19 protein-coding genes, 2 pseudogenes and 1 riboswitch are annotated in these 19,019 nt (G+C 72.2%); of the genes and pseudogenes, 13 read left to right on the forward strand and 8 right to left on the reverse strand.

The features are described from left to right. Positions 1-204 precede the first annotated feature (204 nt). Positions 205-855: a LysE family translocator gene (locus ACZ66Z_RS19685; RefSeq protein WP_469935738.1), complete on the forward strand. Its 651-nt coding sequence runs from the start codon at positions 205-207 to the stop codon at positions 853-855. A 33-nt stretch (positions 856-888) separates the two neighbouring features. Here ACZ66Z_RS19685 and ACZ66Z_RS19690 read toward each other — a convergent pair whose 3' ends face one another. The 5 genes from ACZ66Z_RS19690 to ACZ66Z_RS19710 form a co-directional block, all read right to left on the reverse strand. After that, positions 889-1,485, reverse strand: a complete 597-nt coding sequence (locus ACZ66Z_RS19690; RefSeq protein WP_469935578.1) for a DUF2165 domain-containing protein — start codon at positions 1,483-1,485, stop codon at positions 889-891. 378 nt (positions 1,486-1,863) lie between these two features. Then, positions 1,864-2,940 (reverse strand): polyprenyl synthetase family protein, encoded by a 1,077-nt coding sequence (locus ACZ66Z_RS19695; RefSeq protein ID WP_469935740.1) that lies wholly within the window; start codon positions 2,938-2,940, stop codon positions 1,864-1,866. A 71-nt stretch (positions 2,941-3,011) separates the two neighbouring features. Next, positions 3,012-4,163 carry a tetratricopeptide repeat protein gene (locus ACZ66Z_RS19700; RefSeq protein WP_469935580.1) on the reverse strand — a complete coding sequence of 384 codons (1,152 nt, stop codon included), beginning with the start codon at positions 4,161-4,163 and terminating at the stop codon, positions 3,012-3,014. A gap of 209 nt (positions 4,164-4,372) precedes the next feature. Continuing rightward, positions 4,373-5,272 carry a GNAT family N-acetyltransferase gene (locus tag ACZ66Z_RS19705; protein WP_469935582.1) on the reverse strand — a complete coding sequence of 300 codons (900 nt, stop codon included), beginning with the start codon at positions 5,270-5,272 and terminating at the stop codon, positions 4,373-4,375. Between the two features lie 209 nt (positions 5,273-5,481). Continuing rightward, positions 5,482-6,405 carry a LysR family transcriptional regulator gene (locus ACZ66Z_RS19710; protein ID WP_469935584.1) on the reverse strand — a complete coding sequence of 308 codons (924 nt, stop codon included), beginning with the start codon at positions 6,403-6,405 and terminating at the stop codon, positions 5,482-5,484. Between the two features lie 137 nt (positions 6,406-6,542). Between ACZ66Z_RS19710 and ACZ66Z_RS19715 the strand changes: the two genes are divergently transcribed. The 7 genes and pseudogenes from ACZ66Z_RS19715 to ACZ66Z_RS19745 all read left to right on the forward strand — a co-directional run bounded on the left by ACZ66Z_RS19715 (position 6,543) and on the right by ACZ66Z_RS19745 (position 11,988). Further along, a complete protein-coding gene (locus ACZ66Z_RS19715) occupies positions 6,543-7,361 on the forward strand; it encodes an inositol monophosphatase family protein (RefSeq protein ID WP_469935586.1) in 819 nt (272 codons plus the stop codon). Between the two features lie 40 nt (positions 7,362-7,401). Continuing rightward, positions 7,402-7,998, forward strand: a complete 597-nt coding sequence (locus ACZ66Z_RS19720) for an NADPH-dependent F420 reductase (protein ID WP_469935588.1) — start codon at positions 7,402-7,404, stop codon at positions 7,996-7,998. 18 nt (positions 7,999-8,016) lie between these two features. Next, entirely contained in the window at positions 8,017-8,154 is a 138-nt protein-coding gene (locus ACZ66Z_RS19725) for a hypothetical protein (RefSeq protein ID WP_469935590.1), read from the forward strand. Between the two features lie 384 nt (positions 8,155-8,538). After that, a pseudogene (locus ACZ66Z_RS19730) lies at positions 8,539-10,759 on the forward strand (RHS repeat-associated core domain-containing protein); the annotation flags it as partial. Between the two features lie 309 nt (positions 10,760-11,068). Beyond that, positions 11,069-11,194 carry a hypothetical protein gene (locus ACZ66Z_RS19735; protein ID WP_469935746.1) on the forward strand — a complete coding sequence of 42 codons (126 nt, stop codon included), beginning with the start codon at positions 11,069-11,071 and terminating at the stop codon, positions 11,192-11,194. 156 nt (positions 11,195-11,350) lie between these two features. Continuing rightward, positions 11,351-11,563, forward strand: a complete 213-nt coding sequence (locus tag ACZ66Z_RS19740) for a hypothetical protein (protein WP_469935748.1) — start codon at positions 11,351-11,353, stop codon at positions 11,561-11,563. Positions 11,564-11,565: 2 nt separating this feature from the next. Then, positions 11,566-11,988 carry a hypothetical protein gene (locus ACZ66Z_RS19745; protein WP_469935592.1) on the forward strand — a complete coding sequence of 141 codons (423 nt, stop codon included), beginning with the start codon at positions 11,566-11,568 and terminating at the stop codon, positions 11,986-11,988. 13 nt (positions 11,989-12,001) lie between these two features. On the opposite strand, the gene ACZ66Z_RS19750 is transcribed toward ACZ66Z_RS19745, so the two are convergent. The 3 genes and pseudogenes from ACZ66Z_RS19750 to ACZ66Z_RS19760 all read right to left on the reverse strand — a co-directional run. Further along, positions 12,002-12,601, reverse strand: a complete 600-nt coding sequence (locus ACZ66Z_RS19750) for an HdeD family acid-resistance protein (RefSeq protein WP_469935594.1) — start codon at positions 12,599-12,601, stop codon at positions 12,002-12,004. Positions 12,602-12,687: 86 nt separating this feature from the next. Then, complete coding sequence (locus tag ACZ66Z_RS19755; protein WP_469935596.1) at positions 12,688-14,292, reverse strand: MFS transporter; 1,605 nt, start codon at positions 14,290-14,292, stop codon at positions 12,688-12,690. A 292-nt stretch (positions 14,293-14,584) separates the two neighbouring features. Continuing rightward, positions 14,585-14,755: pseudogene (locus ACZ66Z_RS19760) on the reverse strand (tyrosine-type recombinase/integrase); the annotation flags it as partial. 473 nt (positions 14,756-15,228) lie between these two features. Between ACZ66Z_RS19760 and dhaK the strand changes: the two are divergent. From dhaK to ACZ66Z_RS19785, 5 genes are all read left to right on the forward strand, one after another. Further along, entirely contained in the window at positions 15,229-16,221 is a 993-nt protein-coding gene (gene dhaK, locus ACZ66Z_RS19765; RefSeq protein WP_469935598.1) for a dihydroxyacetone kinase subunit DhaK, read from the forward strand. Positions 16,222-16,247: 26 nt separating this feature from the next. Next, positions 16,248-16,868 carry a dihydroxyacetone kinase subunit DhaL gene (gene dhaL, locus ACZ66Z_RS19770; RefSeq protein ID WP_469935600.1) on the forward strand — a complete coding sequence of 207 codons (621 nt, stop codon included), beginning with the start codon at positions 16,248-16,250 and terminating at the stop codon, positions 16,866-16,868. Further along, positions 16,865-17,281 carry a PTS-dependent dihydroxyacetone kinase phosphotransferase subunit DhaM gene (locus tag ACZ66Z_RS19775; RefSeq protein ID WP_469935602.1) on the forward strand — a complete coding sequence of 139 codons (417 nt, stop codon included), beginning with the start codon at positions 16,865-16,867 and terminating at the stop codon, positions 17,279-17,281. Before dhaL ends, ACZ66Z_RS19775 begins: the two co-directional genes overlap by 4 nt. A 77-nt stretch (positions 17,282-17,358) precedes the next feature. After that, positions 17,359-17,563: riboswitch (cobalamin riboswitch) on the forward strand. Positions 17,564-17,592: 29 nt separating this feature from the next. After that, positions 17,593-18,291: an energy-coupling factor ABC transporter permease gene (locus ACZ66Z_RS19780; RefSeq protein WP_469935604.1), complete on the forward strand. Its 699-nt coding sequence runs from the start codon at positions 17,593-17,595 to the stop codon at positions 18,289-18,291. Continuing rightward, positions 18,288-19,019 carry an energy-coupling factor ABC transporter substrate-binding protein gene (locus ACZ66Z_RS19785; protein ID WP_469935606.1) on the forward strand — a complete coding sequence of 244 codons (732 nt, stop codon included), beginning with the start codon at positions 18,288-18,290 and terminating at the stop codon, positions 19,017-19,019. Before ACZ66Z_RS19780 ends, ACZ66Z_RS19785 begins: the two co-directional genes overlap by 4 nt.

Raw genomic sequence — 19,019 nt, forward strand, 5'->3', positions numbered from 1 at the left:
TCAGACCTCCAGCCGAGCCGCTCGTTCGGCACAACGGACGGCACGGGTCCGGTTCCGCTCGTCAGCGCCCCCCTGACGGCGTCCGCGGAACTGCCAAGGACCGTGGTGCTTCGACCCGTACCCCAGCGCACCCGGCCGGGCGCATGGCTGTGAGCTGCTAGGTTGCGCTCAGGAGAACGCGTGTACGTGTACGGGGGTCATGCCGTGATCGGGCTGGGAGCAACAGCGGGAATCGCCCTGGTGGAGCTCGGCATGGTGCTGACGCCGGGGCCGAACATGATCTACCTGGTCTCCCGCTCGATCGCCCAGGGCCGCCGGGCGGGGCTGATCTCACTGGCCGGGGTCGCCCTCGGCTTCCTGGTCTACCTCCTCGCCGTGTCCGCCGGCATCGCCACCGTCTTCGCGCTGGTGCCGGAGATCTACCTGGCGGTCAAGCTGGTCGGGGCGGGCTACCTGCTCTGGCTGGCCTGGAAGGCCGTCCGGCCGGGTGACCGATCCGCTGTCGCAGGACAGGAGTTGGCGCACGACAAGCCGCTCAAGCTCTTCCTGATGGGCCTCCTCACCTGCCTGCTCAACCCCAAGGTGGCCATCCTCTACATCTCGCTGCTGCCGCAGTTCGTCGACCCGGAGCGCGGCCACGTCGCCCTGCAGGGCCTGTTGTTGGGGCTGACCCAGATCGCGGTGGGGGTCGCGGGCAACGCCTTCTTCATCGTGACGGCCGGTTCCGTCGCCGGGTTCTTCGCCCGGCACCCGCTCTGGCAGCGCCTGCACCGCTATGTGATGGGCACCGCGCTGGCGGGTTTCGCCGTCAGGATCGCCACCGAACGAACGGGCGCGGCGGTCGCCCTGCGCTGACAGCCGGGCGCCGGGAGCGTCCGCCGCGGCGCGTCAGGTCCGTTCGGCGCCTGACCGGCGAACGCCGGGCAGATGCACCACGAGGAGCGTGAAGGCGGCCAGCGCGACATTGCGGGCAGCGGCGTCCAGACCGTTCCAGTCGGACGACTGCCACATGGCGAACCACTCGCCGCCGATCGCGAGGAAGCCCATCCCGAAGAGCAGCAGCACCATCACCAGCCCCACCGTGCTCACCGCGCGGGCGCGGTCGTACGCGTCGCGGCGCAGTCCCGTGATCCAGAGCCAGGTGGCGGCGAGGAGGACCGTCGCGGTCAGTGTCTCCCAGACGATGACGGCGGCGTAAGCGGCGTTCTGGAGGGCGGGGGATTCGACCGCACGCCACATCAGGTCAGGGTCCTTGAAGGTGGTGTCCATGCTCAGGACGTGCTGGACGAACTGCTGGTTGGTCCCGAAGTCCGTGATGTTCCCGAAGGCGACCAGGGTCGTGTAGAGCGCGACGGTCGCCGTCAGCGCGGTCGCCGCGACGGACGGCGCGCCCAGCCGGAGGAGCCGGTCGCGCCGGGTGACCGGGACGGTCGCCGGGGAACGGGCGCCGGAGTCGCTGTCAGTCGGCCGGTGGGCCTGTGCCATGGGTGTGTCCTCCCTCGTCGCCCCGCGGCGGCTTGGACCGCGGGTCGTACGATCCCCTCCCCCACGTGCGCGACCTTCAAGCCCCCCTGCCACGCGCCGGGATGCGGCGACCGTCGCCCCCACGGCCGCCCCGACGCCAGACCTTCCCCGTCGGGCCTCAGCCTTGCGAACGGGCGCGACGGGCGGTGAGCAGTTCGAGCACGCGCTGCGCGGCCTCCCTCTCCGCGCGGTCGGCCGACCGCGCGGCCTTCCGGGGCGCGGCGCCGAAGACCGGGCGCCGCGCCGCCGGCCCCGGACCGACGGAGGACCGACCTCCCTGCCGCGGGTCCCCGTCGTCGAGCCGTCACCGACGGAGTGATCGCCCGGGTGGAACGATGATCATCTGGTCCGGTCGAGCACGTACGTGAACAGCCCGTCCAGTTGCTGTGCGGCGGTGTGCGTGAGGGACGCGTCGCGCAGCGCGCGGCGGGCGGCGTCCAGGTGCCGGCGCGCTTCGTCGCGGGTCGCGGTCCGCCCGCCCGACTCCTCCACGAGTGCCGCGACGTGTGCGGCGGCCTCGTGGTCGAACGGCCGGGGAGGGTCGAGCAGCGCCGCCAGTTCGTGCGCGGCACTGCCTCCGCCGGCCAGTGCGGCGAGCATCGGGTAGGTCTTCTTCCCCCTGCGCAGGTCGGCGTGGACGGGTTTGCCGGTCACGGCCGGGTCGCCCCAGATGCCGAGGATGTCGTCCACCGCCTGGAAGGCGAGGCCGAGATGGCGGCCCGCCCGTTCGAGCGCGGTCACGGTCCGGTCGGGGGCGCCGCCGAGGACCGCACCGAGCGCGACGGCGCAGCCCAGCAGGGCGCCCGTCTTGTGTTCGGCCATCGACCGGTACTGCTCCGGTCCGACGGCGCCGGGGCCGTGCCACGGACGGTGTTCGAAGCGCAGGTCCTGCGCCTGGCCGGCCACCAGTGCGTTCAGGGTCCGGCAGAGGCAGCGGACCGCGGCGGCCGCGTGCCGGCCCGGGGCCTCGGCCAGGGTGGTCACGGCCCGGGCGAGAAGCGCGTCGCCGGCGAGGACGGCGGGGCCGGTCCCGTACGCCTTCCACACCGCGGGCCGCTGCCGGCGCAGGGCGTCGCCGTCCATGATGTCGTCGTGGAGGAGCGAGAAGGTGTGCACGAGTTCGACGGCCACGGCGCCGGGAACGGCCTCCGCACCCTCGGCCCCGACCGCCTCCGCCCCGAGCACGGCGAGCGCCTGGCGCACTCCCTTGCCCTCGGACCCGCCGGAATCCGGAGTGCCGGCCGTGTCGGACCAGCCCAGCGCGTACGCCGCCATCTCACCGGTCCACGGATGGAGGCTGCCCACCGCCTCCACCAGCGCAGGCCGGACGAGTTCACGACAACGCTCCAGGACGCGGGCCGGCGCCGCGTCGTGATCGACGTCGTGATCGACGTCGTGATCGTTCTCGCGGTCAATGTCGTGATCACGAGAGGGACGTGCCGTGGCCACCGCTGCGGCGCCCGGCGAGAACGGCGTCGGGGCGCCGCTCACCGCAGGCCCTCCACATCGGCGGCCCGAAGCGCTTCGGTCCCGACCGCCGGCAGCACGGGCCTCGCGGCGCCCCGCTCGTCACCGCCGTGGTCCGGCAGCGGCCCTACCCCCAGTTCGGCCACTGCCTTGTCCACCATGTCCCGGGCATGCCGCAGCCCGATGCGGTCCAGCGTCGAGCGCAGTTCGGCCAGGTCCGCGGCAGTGTGCGCGGCGTCGCGGCCCAGGTGGGCGGAGGCCTTCACCAGCCCCAGTCGCGACAGCGCCGTCCCGCGCGGTTCGTCCATCTCGTGGAACTCCTCAAGGGCCAGCGCGTACATCTCGCGGGCCTGCTCGTAGCGGCCCGCCCGGTACAGCACGTTGCCGCGCATCTTGTGGTTGTAGGCGAGCGCGCTGGACAGCCGCATCTCCCGGCAGGCCTCCTCCGCCCGGGACAGCAGCGACAGGGCGCGCTCCACGTCGGCGTCGCGCACGGACACCACGTCCGCGATGCCGCGCAGCGCCCATGCCCACCCGCGCCGGTCCTCGGCTCGGTGCGCCGTCTCGGCCGCCTCCTCGAACAGGGCCAGGGCCTCGTCGTACTCGCCGGTATTGCGGTGCATCTGCGCGATGCCCTCCAGTGCCCACACCGTGTGCCGGGCCTCGCCCCGGCGGCGGGCCTCGGCAAGCAGCTGCTCGTGCAGCCTCCTCACCGCCGCGTAATCGCCCTGGATGCGCCCGGTCTCGGCGAGCCCCGCCAGCGAGTAGCCGCGCACGACGACGTCACCGCCCCGCTCGCCCGTCTCGGCGGCCAGCCCCAGCAACCGGTACGCCAGCCTGAACGCACCGCGTTGCCGGGCCAGCGTGCCGCCGCTCCACAGAGCCCACGCCATGGCCCCCTCGTGACCGGCCGCGCGCGCCGCCCGGTAGCTCGCCTTCCACGCCCGGTCGGCCTCCTCGACGCGCCCGAGCCTGCGGCAGGCCTCCGCCACTGCCAGCCCGCAGCGCGCCTCCTCCCGCCGGTCCCCGGCCCGTTCCGCCGTCCGCAGCTCCTCCATGCCCCGGGCCAGCACCTCGGGCAGCGAGGCGTTCACCGACAACGATTCGAGAGCGCCCTGGTACTCCGGCGCCGATGCCTTCGCCCGCCTCGTCCCACGTGCCTGACCTGCCATCACACCCCTCCTCGTGTCGACTCGACGATCAAGTCGACACGAGGAGCAAGACGGTGGACGCGGAACGGGGTTCCCTCTCGGTCGAGAAGTCCGCCTCCCTGCGGACGCGAGATCGTCCTCAGGTGCTACGCGGCCGTCGACGACTCCTCAACGAGACGTACGCCGGGACTCCCGGACCGGCGGGTCCGGTCGGCGCGAGGTGAGGCCCGCTAGGCCGCTCGGCCCACCGGGTGGAAGTTGATGCGCTCACGGATGACGGGGAAACCCGCCTTGGCGAAGTTGGCGGCCATGGGGAAGTTGGCCTGGTCCGTCGCTCCGCCGATGAACTCCGCGCCCTGCTCGACGAGGAGGTGGGTGCATTCCACGAGGAGGTCGTGGGCGTAGCCGTGACCGCGCTGTTCCGGGACGACTCCGATGAAGCCGATGGTCGGGCCGGAGGGGTTGTGGGCCGGGATGTGGATGCCGGCCAGGTCGCCCTCCGGCGTGTGTGCGGTCTGCCACCACTCCCGTGGGGAGGGGCACCAGTGGAAGAAGTCGAGTTCCTCCTGGGCGGCCTGGTCGAGGCCGCCCTCCTCGACGGCCCTGAGCGCGTGGGCGTCGAGGGTGGCGGAGTGGATGCGGCGCAACGCGTCGAAGAACACGGCGTCGTCGGGTTCGGCGCCGAAGCGCAGGCGTCCGGGCCGTTCGGGCAGACCTCGCTCCGGGGTCCAGCGGTACAGGAAGCGTTCCGCCAGGAGTTCGTACCCCGCGGCCCGTGCGGCGGCGAAGCGCGCCTCGGCGGCGGCGCGCAGGTCGGTCTTCTCCCGCCAGCCGCCGGGCAGGTTGATCTCGAGTTCGACCTGCCAGGGAGCGGAGCGCAGGAGTTCGGCCCCCGCCTCCTCCTCGCCCTCGGCCACGTCGAACCAGTTGATGTTGACGGGCTCCGAGTCGTCGGGGCCGCCCCACCACGCGCCGCGTGCGACGACCTCGCCGTCGCGCAGGGCGACGCGCTTCCAGTCGGGGCGGAACCGGGTGCGCCGGTGGCCTTCACGGGCGCCCAGGGGGTCGGGGAGTGCGTCGAAGAGACGGGCGTCGCTCGCGGAGAGCGTGCGGATGACCGGATCGGTCATGGATTCCTCCGGGATACAGGCTGCTTGGAGCGCTCCCGGTCAGAACTGACGAAGCACGCCGGGACAACGGAAGAGGGAGCGCTGGAAAGGTGTGAACTGCACGGCACTCGCCTCCTTCCGTCCGTCTCAGGGCGTGAAGCCACACGGTACGTGATCTTCTGTGGGCCGTCCACGGATTTCCGCGCCCCCAGGATCCCGAGAAGCCGTCATCACGGTCCTGGACGGCGGCTCGGTGCGGCGACCGAGGCCAGTGCCTCTCGCGCCAGTTCGCGCAGCCAGGCGTGAGCGCTGTCGGTGTCGTAGCGCTGATGCCATGACAGGTACACCGGCGCCGACGGCAGTTCGAGGGGCAGGGGGAGGACGACCAGACCGAGGTCGGCAGCCGCGGAGCGCGTGGTGGCTTCGGGGACGCTGATCACCAGGTCGGAGCCGCGCGCGAACGCGAACGCGGCCGCTTCCGTGGGCGCGGTCGCCACCACGCGGCGGCTCAGGTCCAGCCGGGCGAGGGCGTCGTCGAGGGCGTTGTCGAGGTTTCCGCGTCGCGAGACGGTGACGTGGTCGGCTGCGGCGTACCGCTGCGCGGTGAGGGCCGTGCCGCGGGTGAGGGGGTGTCCCTGCCTCACGACGACGACCAGGCCGGTCTCGCCCACGTTCTCGCTCCGGACGTCCGGCGCGCTCGGGCGGTTGGCGTTCGCCTCCAAGTCGACCTCGCCGCGCCGCAACTCGTGCGCGTCGTCGCTCGATTCCGCGACGAAGCGCAATCGCACGCCGGGCGCCTGGGCGCGCACGGACGTGAGCAGCGCGGGTCCGCCCAGGGCGACCAGGGACTCGTGCCAGCGGAGCGTGAACGTGCGCTCCAACGCCGCCAGATCGAGTTCGCGGCTCGGCGCCAGTACCCCCTGGACCTGGTGCAGCAGCTCGTGCACCTGTGCCCGGACGGCGGTCGCGTACGGCGTCGGGGTCATCGTGCGGCCGGTGCGCACCAGGATCTGGTCCCCGGTCGTGCGGCGGATGCGGCCCAGGCTCCGGCTCATCGCGGGGGCGGTGACGTGCAGGCGCGCGGCCGCCCCGGCCACGCTCCCCTCCTCCAGCAGCGCGTCGAGCGCGGTCAGCAGGTTCAAATCCAATTGCATGCGAGTAATCCTAGGCGTGCTTCACATGCAGTTGAAGTTAACTCCCGGGCTCCATACCGTTGAGGTGCAAGCGGACGAAGCAACGCGGGCCGGGCCCGATTCCGTCCCACCACCCCCTTTCCGTCAGGAGCACCGCCATGTCCGAAACCCTGCAGACCGCGGCCGTCACCGCCTCCGACGCCGACCTGCTGGCCCAGACCGAGATCGCTGTCCGTACGGCCGGTTCGGCGCTGCGCGAGCGCTTCGGCGCGGTGGTCGGCCACGGGACCCGCGAGGAGCTGATGCGCGCGCTCGCCGCCAACGACGACACGGTTCTCGACGTCCTGCGCCCCTCCCTCACCCAGCTGCGTCCGAACGCCGGCTGGGTGGAGGACGAACTCGACGGCGGAGCGCTGCCGCCCGGCGAATGGTGGGTCGTGGATCCGGCCGAGGGCAACGTCAACCACCTTCACGCCCTGCCGGAGTGGGCGGTCACCGCCACCCTCGTACGCGAGAACCAGCCGGTGCTCACCGTGGTGCACCTGCCGTTGACCGGCGAGACCTACACCGCGCTCACCGGAGCGGGCGCCCGTCTCGACGGCCGGCCCCTGCACGTCTCGCGGACCGCGAACCTCGACCTGAGCATCGTCGCCACCAGCCAGGCCCGACCGGACGAGGACGAGGGGGTCGTACGCCGCGTCGGCGCTTCGATCACCGCGATGCTCTTCGACGCGCTCGTCGTCCGCACCTCCGTGCCCGCGACCCTGCACCTGGTGAACGTGGCAGCGGGCAGGACCGACGTCTTCTGGCAGTTCGCCGGAGCCCGCGCCGACCTGCTCCCCGGGGCGCTCCTCGTCACCGAGGCCGGGGGGCGGATCTCCGACGCCGAGGGCCGTCCCTGGACCCCGCAGAGCAACAGCTTCCTGGCCGCCGCACCCGGCGTCCACGCGGAAGCCGTGTCGACGCTCTCCCGCTGACCCCTGACGAGAACCGAAAGACCAAGAGGAGCGAATCATCATGAACGAGATCGCCGTACTCGGGAACGGCCGCGTCGGCGGCAACCTGGCCACCGCCCTCACCCGAGCAGGACACCGGGTCACCGTGGCGGACCGCACGCAGGGAGCCGCCGCGCACGCCGCCCGCACGGCCCGGGTCGTCATCAACGCCACCCCGGGCGCCGGCTCACTGGAACGTCTCACCGCGCTGCGCGAGGAGCTCCGGGGCAAGATCCTCGTCGACGTGTCCAACGCCACCACCGACGGCCCCGACGGCCTGCCCGGCGACCTGCTCCACCCCGGCTCCAGCCTCGCCGAACAGCTCCAGGAGGCGCTCCCCGAGACCCGCGTCGTCAAGACGCTCAACACCATGCTCTTCCCGGTGATGACCGCGCCCTCCCTCCTCACCCACCCGCCCACCGCGTTCCTCTCCGGCGACGACCCCCAGGCCAAGCGGACCGTCCACGAACTGCTCACCGACCTCGGCTGGCAGAAGGAGTGGATCACCGACCTCGGTGGGATCAGGACCGCCCGCGCCACGGAGGCCGCGGTCCTGTTCGTGCCGCACGTGATCCGCTCCAACGGATTCGCACCGTTCGCGCTCTCCATCGCCCGCTGACCCCGCACGCCCGCGAGCATGGCGAGGGACGGCAACACCGGCACGGCCCACGGCACCGGTTCCGTCCTGGGCCTCTGCGCCCGACCCGACAGTCACGCGGCGCACCGTGTCGCCGAGGAGCTGTACAGCCGAACCATCGGCTCCGCCGACGGGTAAGCCGTCGGGAGTGGTCGTGGCGATGGCACGGCCGTGGCTTTCGATCTGGGAAGGGGACGTCGAGGCCGGCCGATCGGGGGAACGGGAAGCGATCGGCCGCTTTCGCGGAAAACATTTTCCGGTCAGCTCGCCTCTCAGGAAAAGCGCCTTGCGACATGGCAAGTGTTGCCCTGAGACATGGTTTGAGGCGGAAAGGTCAGTCGCATACTTGTCCGCTTCTCGCCCGTGCGTGCGACTGGATGGCGGGCAGGCACCGGCCGGTCGGAAAGCGGCTGTGGCAGCGTGTGCGGCTCCAGTGGCCGATGGGGCTGCTGTGACATCTCTTCCCGTGGGGGGAAGTGCATGGCTTCGCGTGCTTCCGGCGCGCCTTCTCGGCGTGCCCGTATGACGGCAAGACACTCACTGACCGCGGCGATCGCGGTTCTCGCGCTGGGCGCGTCGGCGCTGCCGGCGCTCGCCGCCTCACCCGCGGCCGGTCCGGGCCCCGGCTCGGTCTGGGGCAAGAAGGCGGCGCCTCTGGAGATCCCGCCGGTCAAGGTGGGATCGACCAAGCCCCTGCCCGGCAAGCCCGAGGCGGCGCCGTCGAAGGAAGAGGCGGCCTGGCGGGCGGCACAGAAAGAACGCGCCCGCACCGGCGGCGCCCCGTCGAACGGGGGGCGGGTCACGGCCGGCCCCACGGCAGGCGAGGCCGGAACCCTGGTATGGGTGCCCGAGGGACAGGGCTCGGTGCCCTGGCACCAGATCTCGGACTTCCGCATCACCGACTCCCTCGTCGCGCGGATCAACCTGTCCAACGGCAACCTCATGCTGGCCGCGACCGACTTCGAGGTCGCCGGAGTGGGACAGAAACTGCGCCTGGCACGTACCCACGACTCGCTGCAGGGGCCCTGACGAAGGTCACCGACCGCAACAAGGGCACGATCACGGTCGACCAGCACGACGAGACCGGCGAGCACAAGGGCTTCAGGCTGACCGAGACCCGTTCGGGCCGCTGGATCGACCTGCTCAAGACGTATCCCGACCAGTGGCAGGCCAAGGACCACACCGGCCGGACCGCCGTCTTCGATCTCGACGCCGGCGGCCACCTCTTACGCCTTCGACGCCGATGGAAGGATCACCAAGGTCACGACCCCGGAAGGGCGGGTGACGGTCTTCAGCCACGACGCCCAGAACCGGGTGATCTCCATGCTGCGGGCCACCCGGACCGGCAGCTCCGGACACACCGGCCCCACGTACACCTACGCCTACACCGGCGCTTACCCCTCCGACGCGGGCACGACGACCGTCACCGACCCCGAGCAGAACGCCACGAAGTACGAGCACGACGCGGAGGGCAGGGTCACGAAGGTGACCGACGCGCTCGGCCACTCCCGTTCGAAGACCTTCGACGGGAACAACAACGTGCAGACCGCGACGGACGCGATGGGTGTCGGTGGCAATGTCACCACCTACGGCTGGGACACACGCGACAATCTCACCTCGGCGAAGCTGCCCACCGGAGCCACTGCCGCCGTGGCCGGTTACCAGACGCTCTCGGGCGCGGATCTGCCCGGCTCGATGACGACCGTCGACGGGGAGAAGACGGACTACACCTACGACACCGCCGGCAACACCAAGTCGGTCGCCGTGACCGGCACGGGCGGCGGGACACAGTCCTTCGACGACAACCCCGCCACCGCCACCTGCGGTGGGTTCGAAGGCCAGCGCTGCAAGGTCACGACGAAGATGTCGTCGACCAAGTCGGTCTCCACGTCCTTCACGTACGACGCGAAGGGCAATCTGACCAAGGTCACCCCGCCCGCCCCCCTCGGTGTGACGACGTACGCCTGTGACGACCTGGGGCGGCCCGCCTCCGCCAAGGACGGCCGCGGCGTCACGACCCTCTCCACCTACGACCACCGCGACCGCGTCACCAAGGTCGACACCTCCGGGTACGCCGCCGTCACCTACTCCTACGACGGAGACGGAAACCTCACCCAGCGCTCGGACGGCACCGGCGTCACCGCCTACGCCTTCGACCCGCTGTCCCGCGAGACCGTCCGCACCCTGCAGAACGGCTCGCAGACCCGCCTGACCTATACCCCGGCCGGCAACGTGGACACCTACGAGGACCCGGCGGGCGTCACCGACTACACCTGGAACCGGGTCAACAAACGCCAAGGAGGAGAAGGGCACCACCCTCGACTCGTCCTGGCAGTACTGCTACGACCTGGCCGGCAACCTCACCTCCCAGGGCGTCGACACGGGATTCAATGTGAACCCGGGGGCACCCTGAACTCCATGACCACCGGCGGCAAGACCTACTACTACCTCACCGACGCACTCGGTTCGGTCGTGGCGCTCGCCGACGAGACCGGCACGAAGGTCAACTCGTACTCCTACGGCCCCCGCGGAGTCCAGCGCGCCGGGACCTCCGAACAGGTCCCGCAGCCCTACCAGTTCGCCGGCGGCTATCACGACCCGACGGGCCTCTGCCACTTCGCCGCCCGCTACTACGACCCCAAACATCGGCCGCTTCACCAGCACCGACCCCTCCGGCCAGGAGAAGAACCCGTACCTCCACGCCGAAGGCGACCCCGTCAACCGCATCGACCCGACCGGGCTGGCTTTCTTCGACGCGGTCGGCAAGGGCTTCGACATGTACGACATCGGCAGCATGGCCAAGGACGTGTACGAGGGCAACTACAAGGACGCCCTGGCCACGGGGGTCGGCCTCGGCGGCGGGTGCCGCCGCCGAGGCCGGGTGCGGCGCGGTCGCCGCCGCCGTCAGCGCAGCCACCGCAGGCGTGGGCGGTCTGGCTGTCGGCGCCACCTGCTTCGGCATCGGATACAGGGCGGGCGAACTGGGCGAGAAGGCCGCAAGCAGCGCCCTGAATTAGGCATCGAAACAGGTACACAGCAGCGGGAGGACACCATGTCGTACGGGCAGTTCCTGGCCAAGGGCGCCGGGGAGGGCACTCCGCCCTTCTGGATCATCGCCGTCGTCCTGGTCGTCATCGTCGGGGTGGCGTTCCTGGTGAGCAAGGCCCGCAAGAGGTAGCGCCGCCCGCCGGACACGCAGGACGCGTGGCGCTCCGCCCGGCCGGTTCCGTACCGGCCGGGCGAAGCGTCGCCCGCATGGCACCGTGTCCCATGTGCTGAGGCGGACGAGTCGCTTGCAGCAGCAGATGGCTGCGGCGAGGCCGAGGAAGGCCAGGTGGTTGCGGGGGTTTCCGCGCTGAGCTTCGCCCGCGCGGCCCAGCGGCTCTTCGAGCAGACCTGGGAGCTGCCGCCGCTGAGTGTGCGCAACACGCTGAACGGCCTGCGCCGGCTGCTCGCGCTCGTCGGCTGCACGATCGTGGCCGGCTGCACGCCCTGCTCGACCGGGGCAGGTTCGGCCTGGCGTCGGCGTTCGCGCAGCTGCCACTGACGGTGGCGTTCCTGGTCTGGAGCGGCCGGGTGCTGAGCGCGAAGCGCGTCGCGTGGTCCGATCTGGTCCCGTTCGGCGTGCCGGCGGCCGGATGCACGGCCGTGTACTGGTTCGGGGCGGCGGTGTACCTGCCGCGACTCTTCGACTCCTACGCGACGCGCCACGGCACGGTCGGAGCCGTCTTCGCGCTGACCACCGCGCTGTTCGGGGGGATGCTCACCCTCGTGGGCTGTTGCGCGATCGGGCGGGAGGTGCACGTCGAGCTCGTCAGGATCGCCGGGGACCAGCCGCCGCAGGACGACGGGATCCGCCAGGAGTGGGCCGACGTCGTCGACCAGATGCGGGAGCGCTGGCACACCGTGCGCGAGGAACCGGCCCGCGGCCGCCAGGCCGACGGGGGCGACGCCGACGGCGACCGGCACTGACCGGCGCGCGGTGTCAGCCGGGCGCGCGATGTCCCACGGCGATCCGCGCGACGATCGAGACCACGACGTCGAGCAGGCCGAGGAGAATCAGCCAGACACCGAGGAGCCGGGTGAGCGTCAGGGCGCTGACCACCGGCGAGCTCAGCAGGACCACGCCCGCGGCGACGCCGAGCGCCCCGAGGCCGAAGATCCAGCCGCGGTGGCGGATCGGGCGGTCGACGGCCAGATAGATGGTCACGATGCCCCCGACGAGCCAGTAGAGGCCGACCAGGATCGTGATCACGCCCACCGTCTCCAGCTGGTGACGCAGCACCAGGACACCGGCCAGCACCGCCAGCAGCGCCACCAGCACCTGCAGCGGGCGGCTGGTGTCCCCCGGATCCTGACGCCCGAAGGCGCGGACCAGGCGGACGACCCCCGACAGCAGCAGTTGCAGCCCCATGACGACGGCGACGACCCGAACCGTCGCATGGGGCCAGCTCAGCAGAATGATCCCCGCGATCACGGTGAGCAACCCGCTGACGAGCCACCACACCCAGGACATGGCGAGATCGCCGAGGAACTCCCCCGGATCCCGGGAGGTTCCGGAAGGGGAATCGGCGCGGTCGGACATGGGCAACCCACCTCCACGTCGGCGCGTTCGGGCCCGATCACCCCGCCTGCGCGCCGACTTCCGTCTCTTCAACGTAAGCCCGGAGCTCACCTCTCGCCGCTCGGGACGTCCTCTTCCGCGGCGAGCCGCCGCGCGGGCAGACGGCGGGTGAAGCCGAAGCCGCACAGGGTGATGCCGCCCGCCGCGAGGATCGCGGCCTTCAGCCCGTTGAGCTGCGCGGCGGCGTACGCGTCGACGAGGTGCTGGGCCTGTTCGGGGGGTACCTGCTCCTGCTTCAGCGCGGCGGACACCTGGTCGGTCGGCACGAACTGCACCCCGGCCTCGAGCGCCACGCCGACCTGCTGACGCACCGCCTGGGAGATCCGCGGGTCCGCCTCGATCTGCTTGGTCAGGGCTCCGGCGAGGCCGGCGATCAGAATGGCGCCGATCAGGGCCGTGCCGAGGGCCGAGCCGAACTGTTGGGCCGTGTTCTGCAGGCCGCCCGCCTCGCTGCGCGCCTCCTCCCCCACGCTGGACTGGACGACGTTGCCCAGTTGCGAGGCCAGCAGGCCCATGCCGAGCCCGAGCAGGGCCATGGCGAGAGCAAAGGAGAGGTCGTCGATCACCGGCTTGACGGTGGCGAGCAGCCAGACGACGGCCCCGAGCATGACCAGCAGGCCGCAGCGAACCACCGTCCGGGGCGAAGCGACGCGGGCCAGCGCGGAACCGCTCATGGCGGCGACCAGCATGGTCACCGAGGCCGGAAGCAGCCGCAGGCCGGTCTGGAAGGCGCTGAACCCCTGGACCACCTGGAGGTAGAGCGGGATGACGAAGAACAGGCCCAGCAGGATGGTGCTCTGGATCAGCAGCGTGGACAGCCCGGCCCGCAACGTCGGCACCCGGAACAGCTCCAGGCGGATCAGCGGGTCCGCGCCGCGCGCCTCCCGCCGCCGCTCCCAGCTGACGAACAGGCCGAGCACCACGGCTCCCGCCGCGATGACGAACGGCGTGGCGGAGAACCCGAACACGGTGAACGGCGAGTTCTTCGGCCGCAGCCAGCCCCAGGAACTGCTCTGCAGGATGCCGAGCACGATCCCCGCCAGACCCGCCGCGCACAGCACCGCGCCGACGACGTCGAGCCGCACCCGCCGGGCGGCCTCCGGCGGGGCCTCGATCCAGCGCAGCAGCGCGAGAATCACGACGACCACGACCACCTCGCCCACGAAGACCAGCCGCCAGGTGAGGTAGGTGGTCACCCATCCGCCCAGCAGCGGCCCGACGGCGATGCCGACGCCCGAGAGGCCGCCGATGACCCCGTAGGCCAGCGCCCGGTCCCGTCCTCGGTAGGACCCCGCGACCAGCGCCGCCAGGGCGGGCAGGACGATCGCGGCGCCCAGGCCCTCGATGACCGACCAGCCCAGCGTCAGCACCCACAGCACGGGCGCAGCCGCGGTGATCGCCGAGCCGACCCCGTAGACCACGAGCCCGAGGCCGAAGGCGCGGCGGCGGCCGAGCAGGTCGCCGAGCTTGCCCCCGGTGATCATGAACGCCGCCATCACCAGCGCGTACAGGGCGATCACGGTCTGGATCGCAGTGACGGTGGTGTGGAAGTCCTCCACCAACCGGCTGATGGACACGTTCATCACGGCGGTGTCCAGGACCATCAGAAACTGGGCCGTGCCCAGCACGGCCAGCGCCTTCCACCTTCCCATCGCCTCGGGCTCCCTAGCGCTCGTCTGCCGGACCGGTCGACACCTCGCCTCCATTTCCGCACGGGGGCGAACGTCGCGCATCGCGGCGGTGCCGGAGAACTCGGCAGGCACGACCGGTCGGCCGGCCGGCGCGGCCCGGCCGCGCGGAAAGGCGCAGATGAGCGCATACGCGAGGGACGGGAAGGCCCCGTGGATGTCGTCGCGGATCTCCCAACGGATCCGCAGGCGACGGAAGCGGCACAGCAGTGCGAACGCCCTGTTCGGTGATGCTGCCCGGCATCAGGTGCCGTCAGGTGCGGTACGTCTCCTCGATGGACTCGTGCCCCGTCCACTCCACCACGTCGGTGATCGGGATGCCGTTGCCGAGGGCGTTCGAGGCGAAGCAGTGCCGGAAGCCGTACATCCCGACACCTTCCTCCGGCGGGAGGTCCGCGAAGAGCTTCCTCACCCGGCGCCGTTCCATCAGGAACCGCTCGACCACCATCGGTGTGACCGAGTTCGGCTTCCGCGCTCCCAGGCGCGGGACGATGTGCACGTTGATCGAACCCTCGACGTGCTCCCCCGTGGAGTGGTCCGTCATCCTGCGCTGCCGCGGCCGCCACTGCTTCGCGTACTCCTCGACCGTCGGCCGGCCCGGCGGGCGCCGCCTCCTTCCGACCGTGCCGTTGAACCCCGACACGCCGCCGGCCACGTCCGCACCCGTGCGCGTGCGCGATCGGGCGTCGATAATCTCTCCGTGCTGCGCACATGCAGAACACGTCCCCCTGACCCTCGGCTGATTTATCGTCAGGAAAGTCGGCGTCGACGCGGCGCCAGTACCGCTCAGGACCGTCCCTCCAGACCGTGAACCGCCACGATCCATCACTCGCCCTACCCGCCCTGACCTGCAAAGACCCTATCCAGCAGCGTGCCTGCCAGTCTCACCAGGAGGTATCCGTGAGGATGCTGATCAACGTTCCCGAGACCGTCGTCGCCGACGCTCTGCGGGGGATGGCCGCGGCGCATCCCGAGCTGACCGTGGACGTGGAGCGGCGCGTGGTGGTGCGGCGGGACGCGCCCGTGGCGGGGCAGGTGGCGCTGGTGTCCGGCGGGGGGTCCGGGCACGAGCCGCTGCACGGGGGTTTCGTGGGTCCCGGCATGCTGGCGGCCGCGTGTCCCGGCGAGGTGTTCACCTCGCCCGTGCCCGATCAGATGGTGCGGGCCGCCGCCGCGGTCGACAGCGGCGCCGGGGTGCTGTTCGTCGTCAAGAACTACACCGGTGACGTGCTGAACTTCGAGATGGCCGCGGAGCTCGCCGAGGACGAGGGGATCCAGGTCGCCAAGGTCCTCGTCGACGACGACGTGGCGGTGACGGACAGTCTGTACACGGCGGGCCGGCGCGGCACCGGCGGCACGCTGTTCGTGGAGAAGATCGCGGGCGCCGCCGCCGAGGAGGGCGCCCCGCTGGAGCGGGTGGAGGCGATCGCCCGCCGGGTGAACGAGCGGTGCCGGTCCTTCGGGGTGGCCCTGAGCGCCTGCACGACCCCCGCCAAGGGCAGCCCGACCTTCGACCTCCCGGAGGGGGAGCTGGAGTTGGGGATCGGCATCCACGGCGAGCCCGGCCGGGAGCGGCGGCCCATGATGACCTCGCGGGAGATCGCGGACTTCGCCGTCGACGCCGTCGTGGAGGACCTGAGTCCGTCCGGGCCGGTCATCGTCCTGGTGAACGGGATGGGCGGGACGCCGCTCCTGGAGCTGTACGGGTTCAACGCCGAGGTCCAGCGGGTGCTCGCCGAGCGGAAGGTGCCGGTGGCCCGGACCCTGGTCGGGAACTACGTGACCTCGCTCGACATGGCGGGGTGCTCGGTGACCCTGTGCGAGGTCGACGAGGAGCTGCTGCGCCTGTGGGACGCGCCGGTGCGGACGCCCGCGCTGCGCTGGGGCCGGTGAGACGCGGGACGGGAAGGGGGAACGGGATGACGGAGACCTTCGGCGCCGGGTTCCTGGTGCGCTGGCTGGCCGCGGTGGCCGGGGACGTCGACCGGGAGGCGGACCGGCTCACCGAGCTGGACTCGGCCATCGGCGACGCCGATCACGGCGCCAATCTCAGGCGGGGGTTCGCCGCCGTGACGGAGACGCTGGCGAAGGAGCCGCCCGCGAGCCCGGGTGCGGTGCTCACCGCCGCCGGACGGCAGCTCATCTCCACCGTCGGCGGCGCTTCGGGACCGCTGTACGGGACGCTGCTGCGGCGTGCCGGGAAGTCCCTGGGCGAGGACGGAGAGGTCACCCGGGAGCGGTTGGCGGAGGCGCTCGGCGCCGGTGTGGCCGCCGTGTCGCAGCTGGGCGGTGCCCAGGTGGGCGACAAGACGATGCTGGACGCGCTCGTCCCGGGCGTGGAAGGGCTGCGGAACTCGTACGAGGCGGCCCGCGCCGCCGCCGAGGAGGGCGCCCTCTCGACCGTGCCCCTCCGGGCGCGCAAGGGCAGGGCCAGTTACCTCGGGGAGCGGTCGGTCGGGCACCAGGATCCGGGGGCGACGTCGTCGGCGCTGCTCTTCGCCGCCCTCGCTGCCACCGCGCGGGCGGAGGGGGCACGATGAGCCCGGAGGGCCCGGCGCCCGTCGGCATCGTGCTCGTCTCGCACAGCGCGGCGGTCGCGACGGCCGTCGCCGAGCTGGCCCGTGGCCTCGCGGGCGGCGGCGACCTCGCGCCGGTCCTGCCCGCGGGCGGGACCCCGGACGGTGGCCTCGGGACGAGTTCCGAGCTGATCCGCACGGCGGCCGAGGCCGTCGACCGGGGCGCCGGGGTCGCGCTCCTCGTCGACCTGGGCAGCGCGGTCCTCACCGTGAAGGCGCTGCTCGCCGAGGGCGACGAACTGCCCGGGGGCTCCCGTCTGGTGGACGCGCCGTTCGTCGAGGGCGCGGTCGCCGCGCTGGTGACGGCGAGCGCCGGCGGGGATCTCGACGCGGTGGCGGCGGCGGCCTCGGAGGCGTACGCCTACCGCAAGCAGTGAGCGCGGGGCCGAGTGCGCCGGGTGACCGGGAGGACGCGCCGCGTGGTGGCCGTGTTGTGATCCAGCAGGTCAACACACTAATGTCGCAGGGCCTTGGTGTACGGGAAACCGGTGCGGTACCGGTGCGGCCCTCGCCACTGTGATCGGGAGGTCCGGCTCCACCCCCGGGGGAACACCTCGGGGAAGCCACTGGACCGTCGTGGGAGACCGCGACGGTGTGGGAAGGCGGAGTCGGGCCGTATGACCGTCAGCCAGGAGACCGGCCAGGGTGCGCTGTCCATCCACGAGGTGCTGGAGAGGGTCTCCCGATCATGCATATAGCCGAGGGGTATCTGCCCCCTGTGCACGCCGCCGCCTGGGGCGTCGCGGCCGCTCCGTTCGTCGTCCACGGAGTGCGCGCGCTGACCCGCGAGGTGCGCTCGAACCCCGAATCCACCCTGCTGCTCGGCGCCTCCGGCGCCTTCACCTTCGTCCTGTCGGCACTCAAGTTGCCTTCGGTCACCGGCAGTTGTTCGCACCCGACCGGTACGGGCCTGGGCGCGATCCTGTTCCGGCCGCCGATCGTGGCGGTCCTCGGAACGATCACCCTGCTCTTCCAGGCCCTGCTGCTCGCGCACGGCGGGCTGACGACGCTCGGCGCGAACGCCTTCTCCATGGCGATCGTCGGGCCGTGGGCGGGGTACGGGACGTACCAGCTGCTCCGGCGGTTCGGCACGCCCCTGATGGTGGCCGTCTTCTTCGGCGCGTTCGTCGCCGACCTGTCCACGTACTGCGTCACCAGCGTGCAGCTGGCCCTGGCGTTCCCCGACCCCGGCAGCGGTGTGCCCGGCGCGCTGGCCAAGTTCGGCGGGATCTTCGCCGTGACCCAGATTCCGCTGGCGGTGAGCGAGGGCCTGCTCACGGTGCTCGTGATGCGGCTGCTCACGCAGTCCAGCAAGGGCGAGCTGACCCGGCTCGGCGTCCTCGGCCCGGCACGGACCGAACGGCGCGAGGAGGCGGTCGCGCGATGAGCCGGAACGCGAGGATCAACACCCTGCTGCTGCTCGTCGTCGCCGCGCTCGCGGTCCTGCCGCTCGCGCTGGGCCTCGGCGACCACAAGGAGCAGCCGTTCGCCGGGGCGGACGGGGAGGCGGAGACCGCGATCACCGAGCTCCAGCCGGACTACGAGCCGTGGTTCAGCCCGCTGTACGAGCCGCCGTCCGGCGAGATCGAGTCGGCGCTCTTCGCCCTCCAGGCGGCGATCGGCGCCGGTGTCCTGGCGTACTACTTCGGCCTGCGGCGCGGTCGCCGCCAGGGCGCGGCCCGCGCCGCGTCCGAGGCCGAGGCCGCCGGCCCGGTCGAGGCCGCCGACCGGGCCGGGAGCACCGTCGGGACCGGGAGCGCCGTCGGAGCCGGGAGCCTGGCCCGCGCCGACGCCCGGGCGGGCGGGGCCGACGGCCCCGCCGGCAGCGGCGGGACGACCCCGGGCGCCACGAGCGCCGGGACGCCGTCCGGCACCACGAGCGCCGCCGCGGGCTCCGGTACCGCGGACCCGGAGACGGTCGCGGGTACCGCGAGCCCGGGAGCGGGCGTCGGAACCGCAGACCACGGAACCGCGGGTGCGGGAGCAAGGACCGGAACCGCGGGCTCCGGTACCCCGGGGCCGGAAGCAGGCCGCGGAACCCCGGGCCCCGGGGCGGCCCCCGCCGCCCGTGCTTCGGGTGCGGGTCCGTCGGGTGCCGAGGACGCGGGCGCGTAG

It is taken from the genome of Streptomyces sp. NPDC107498, assembly GCF_055582805.1.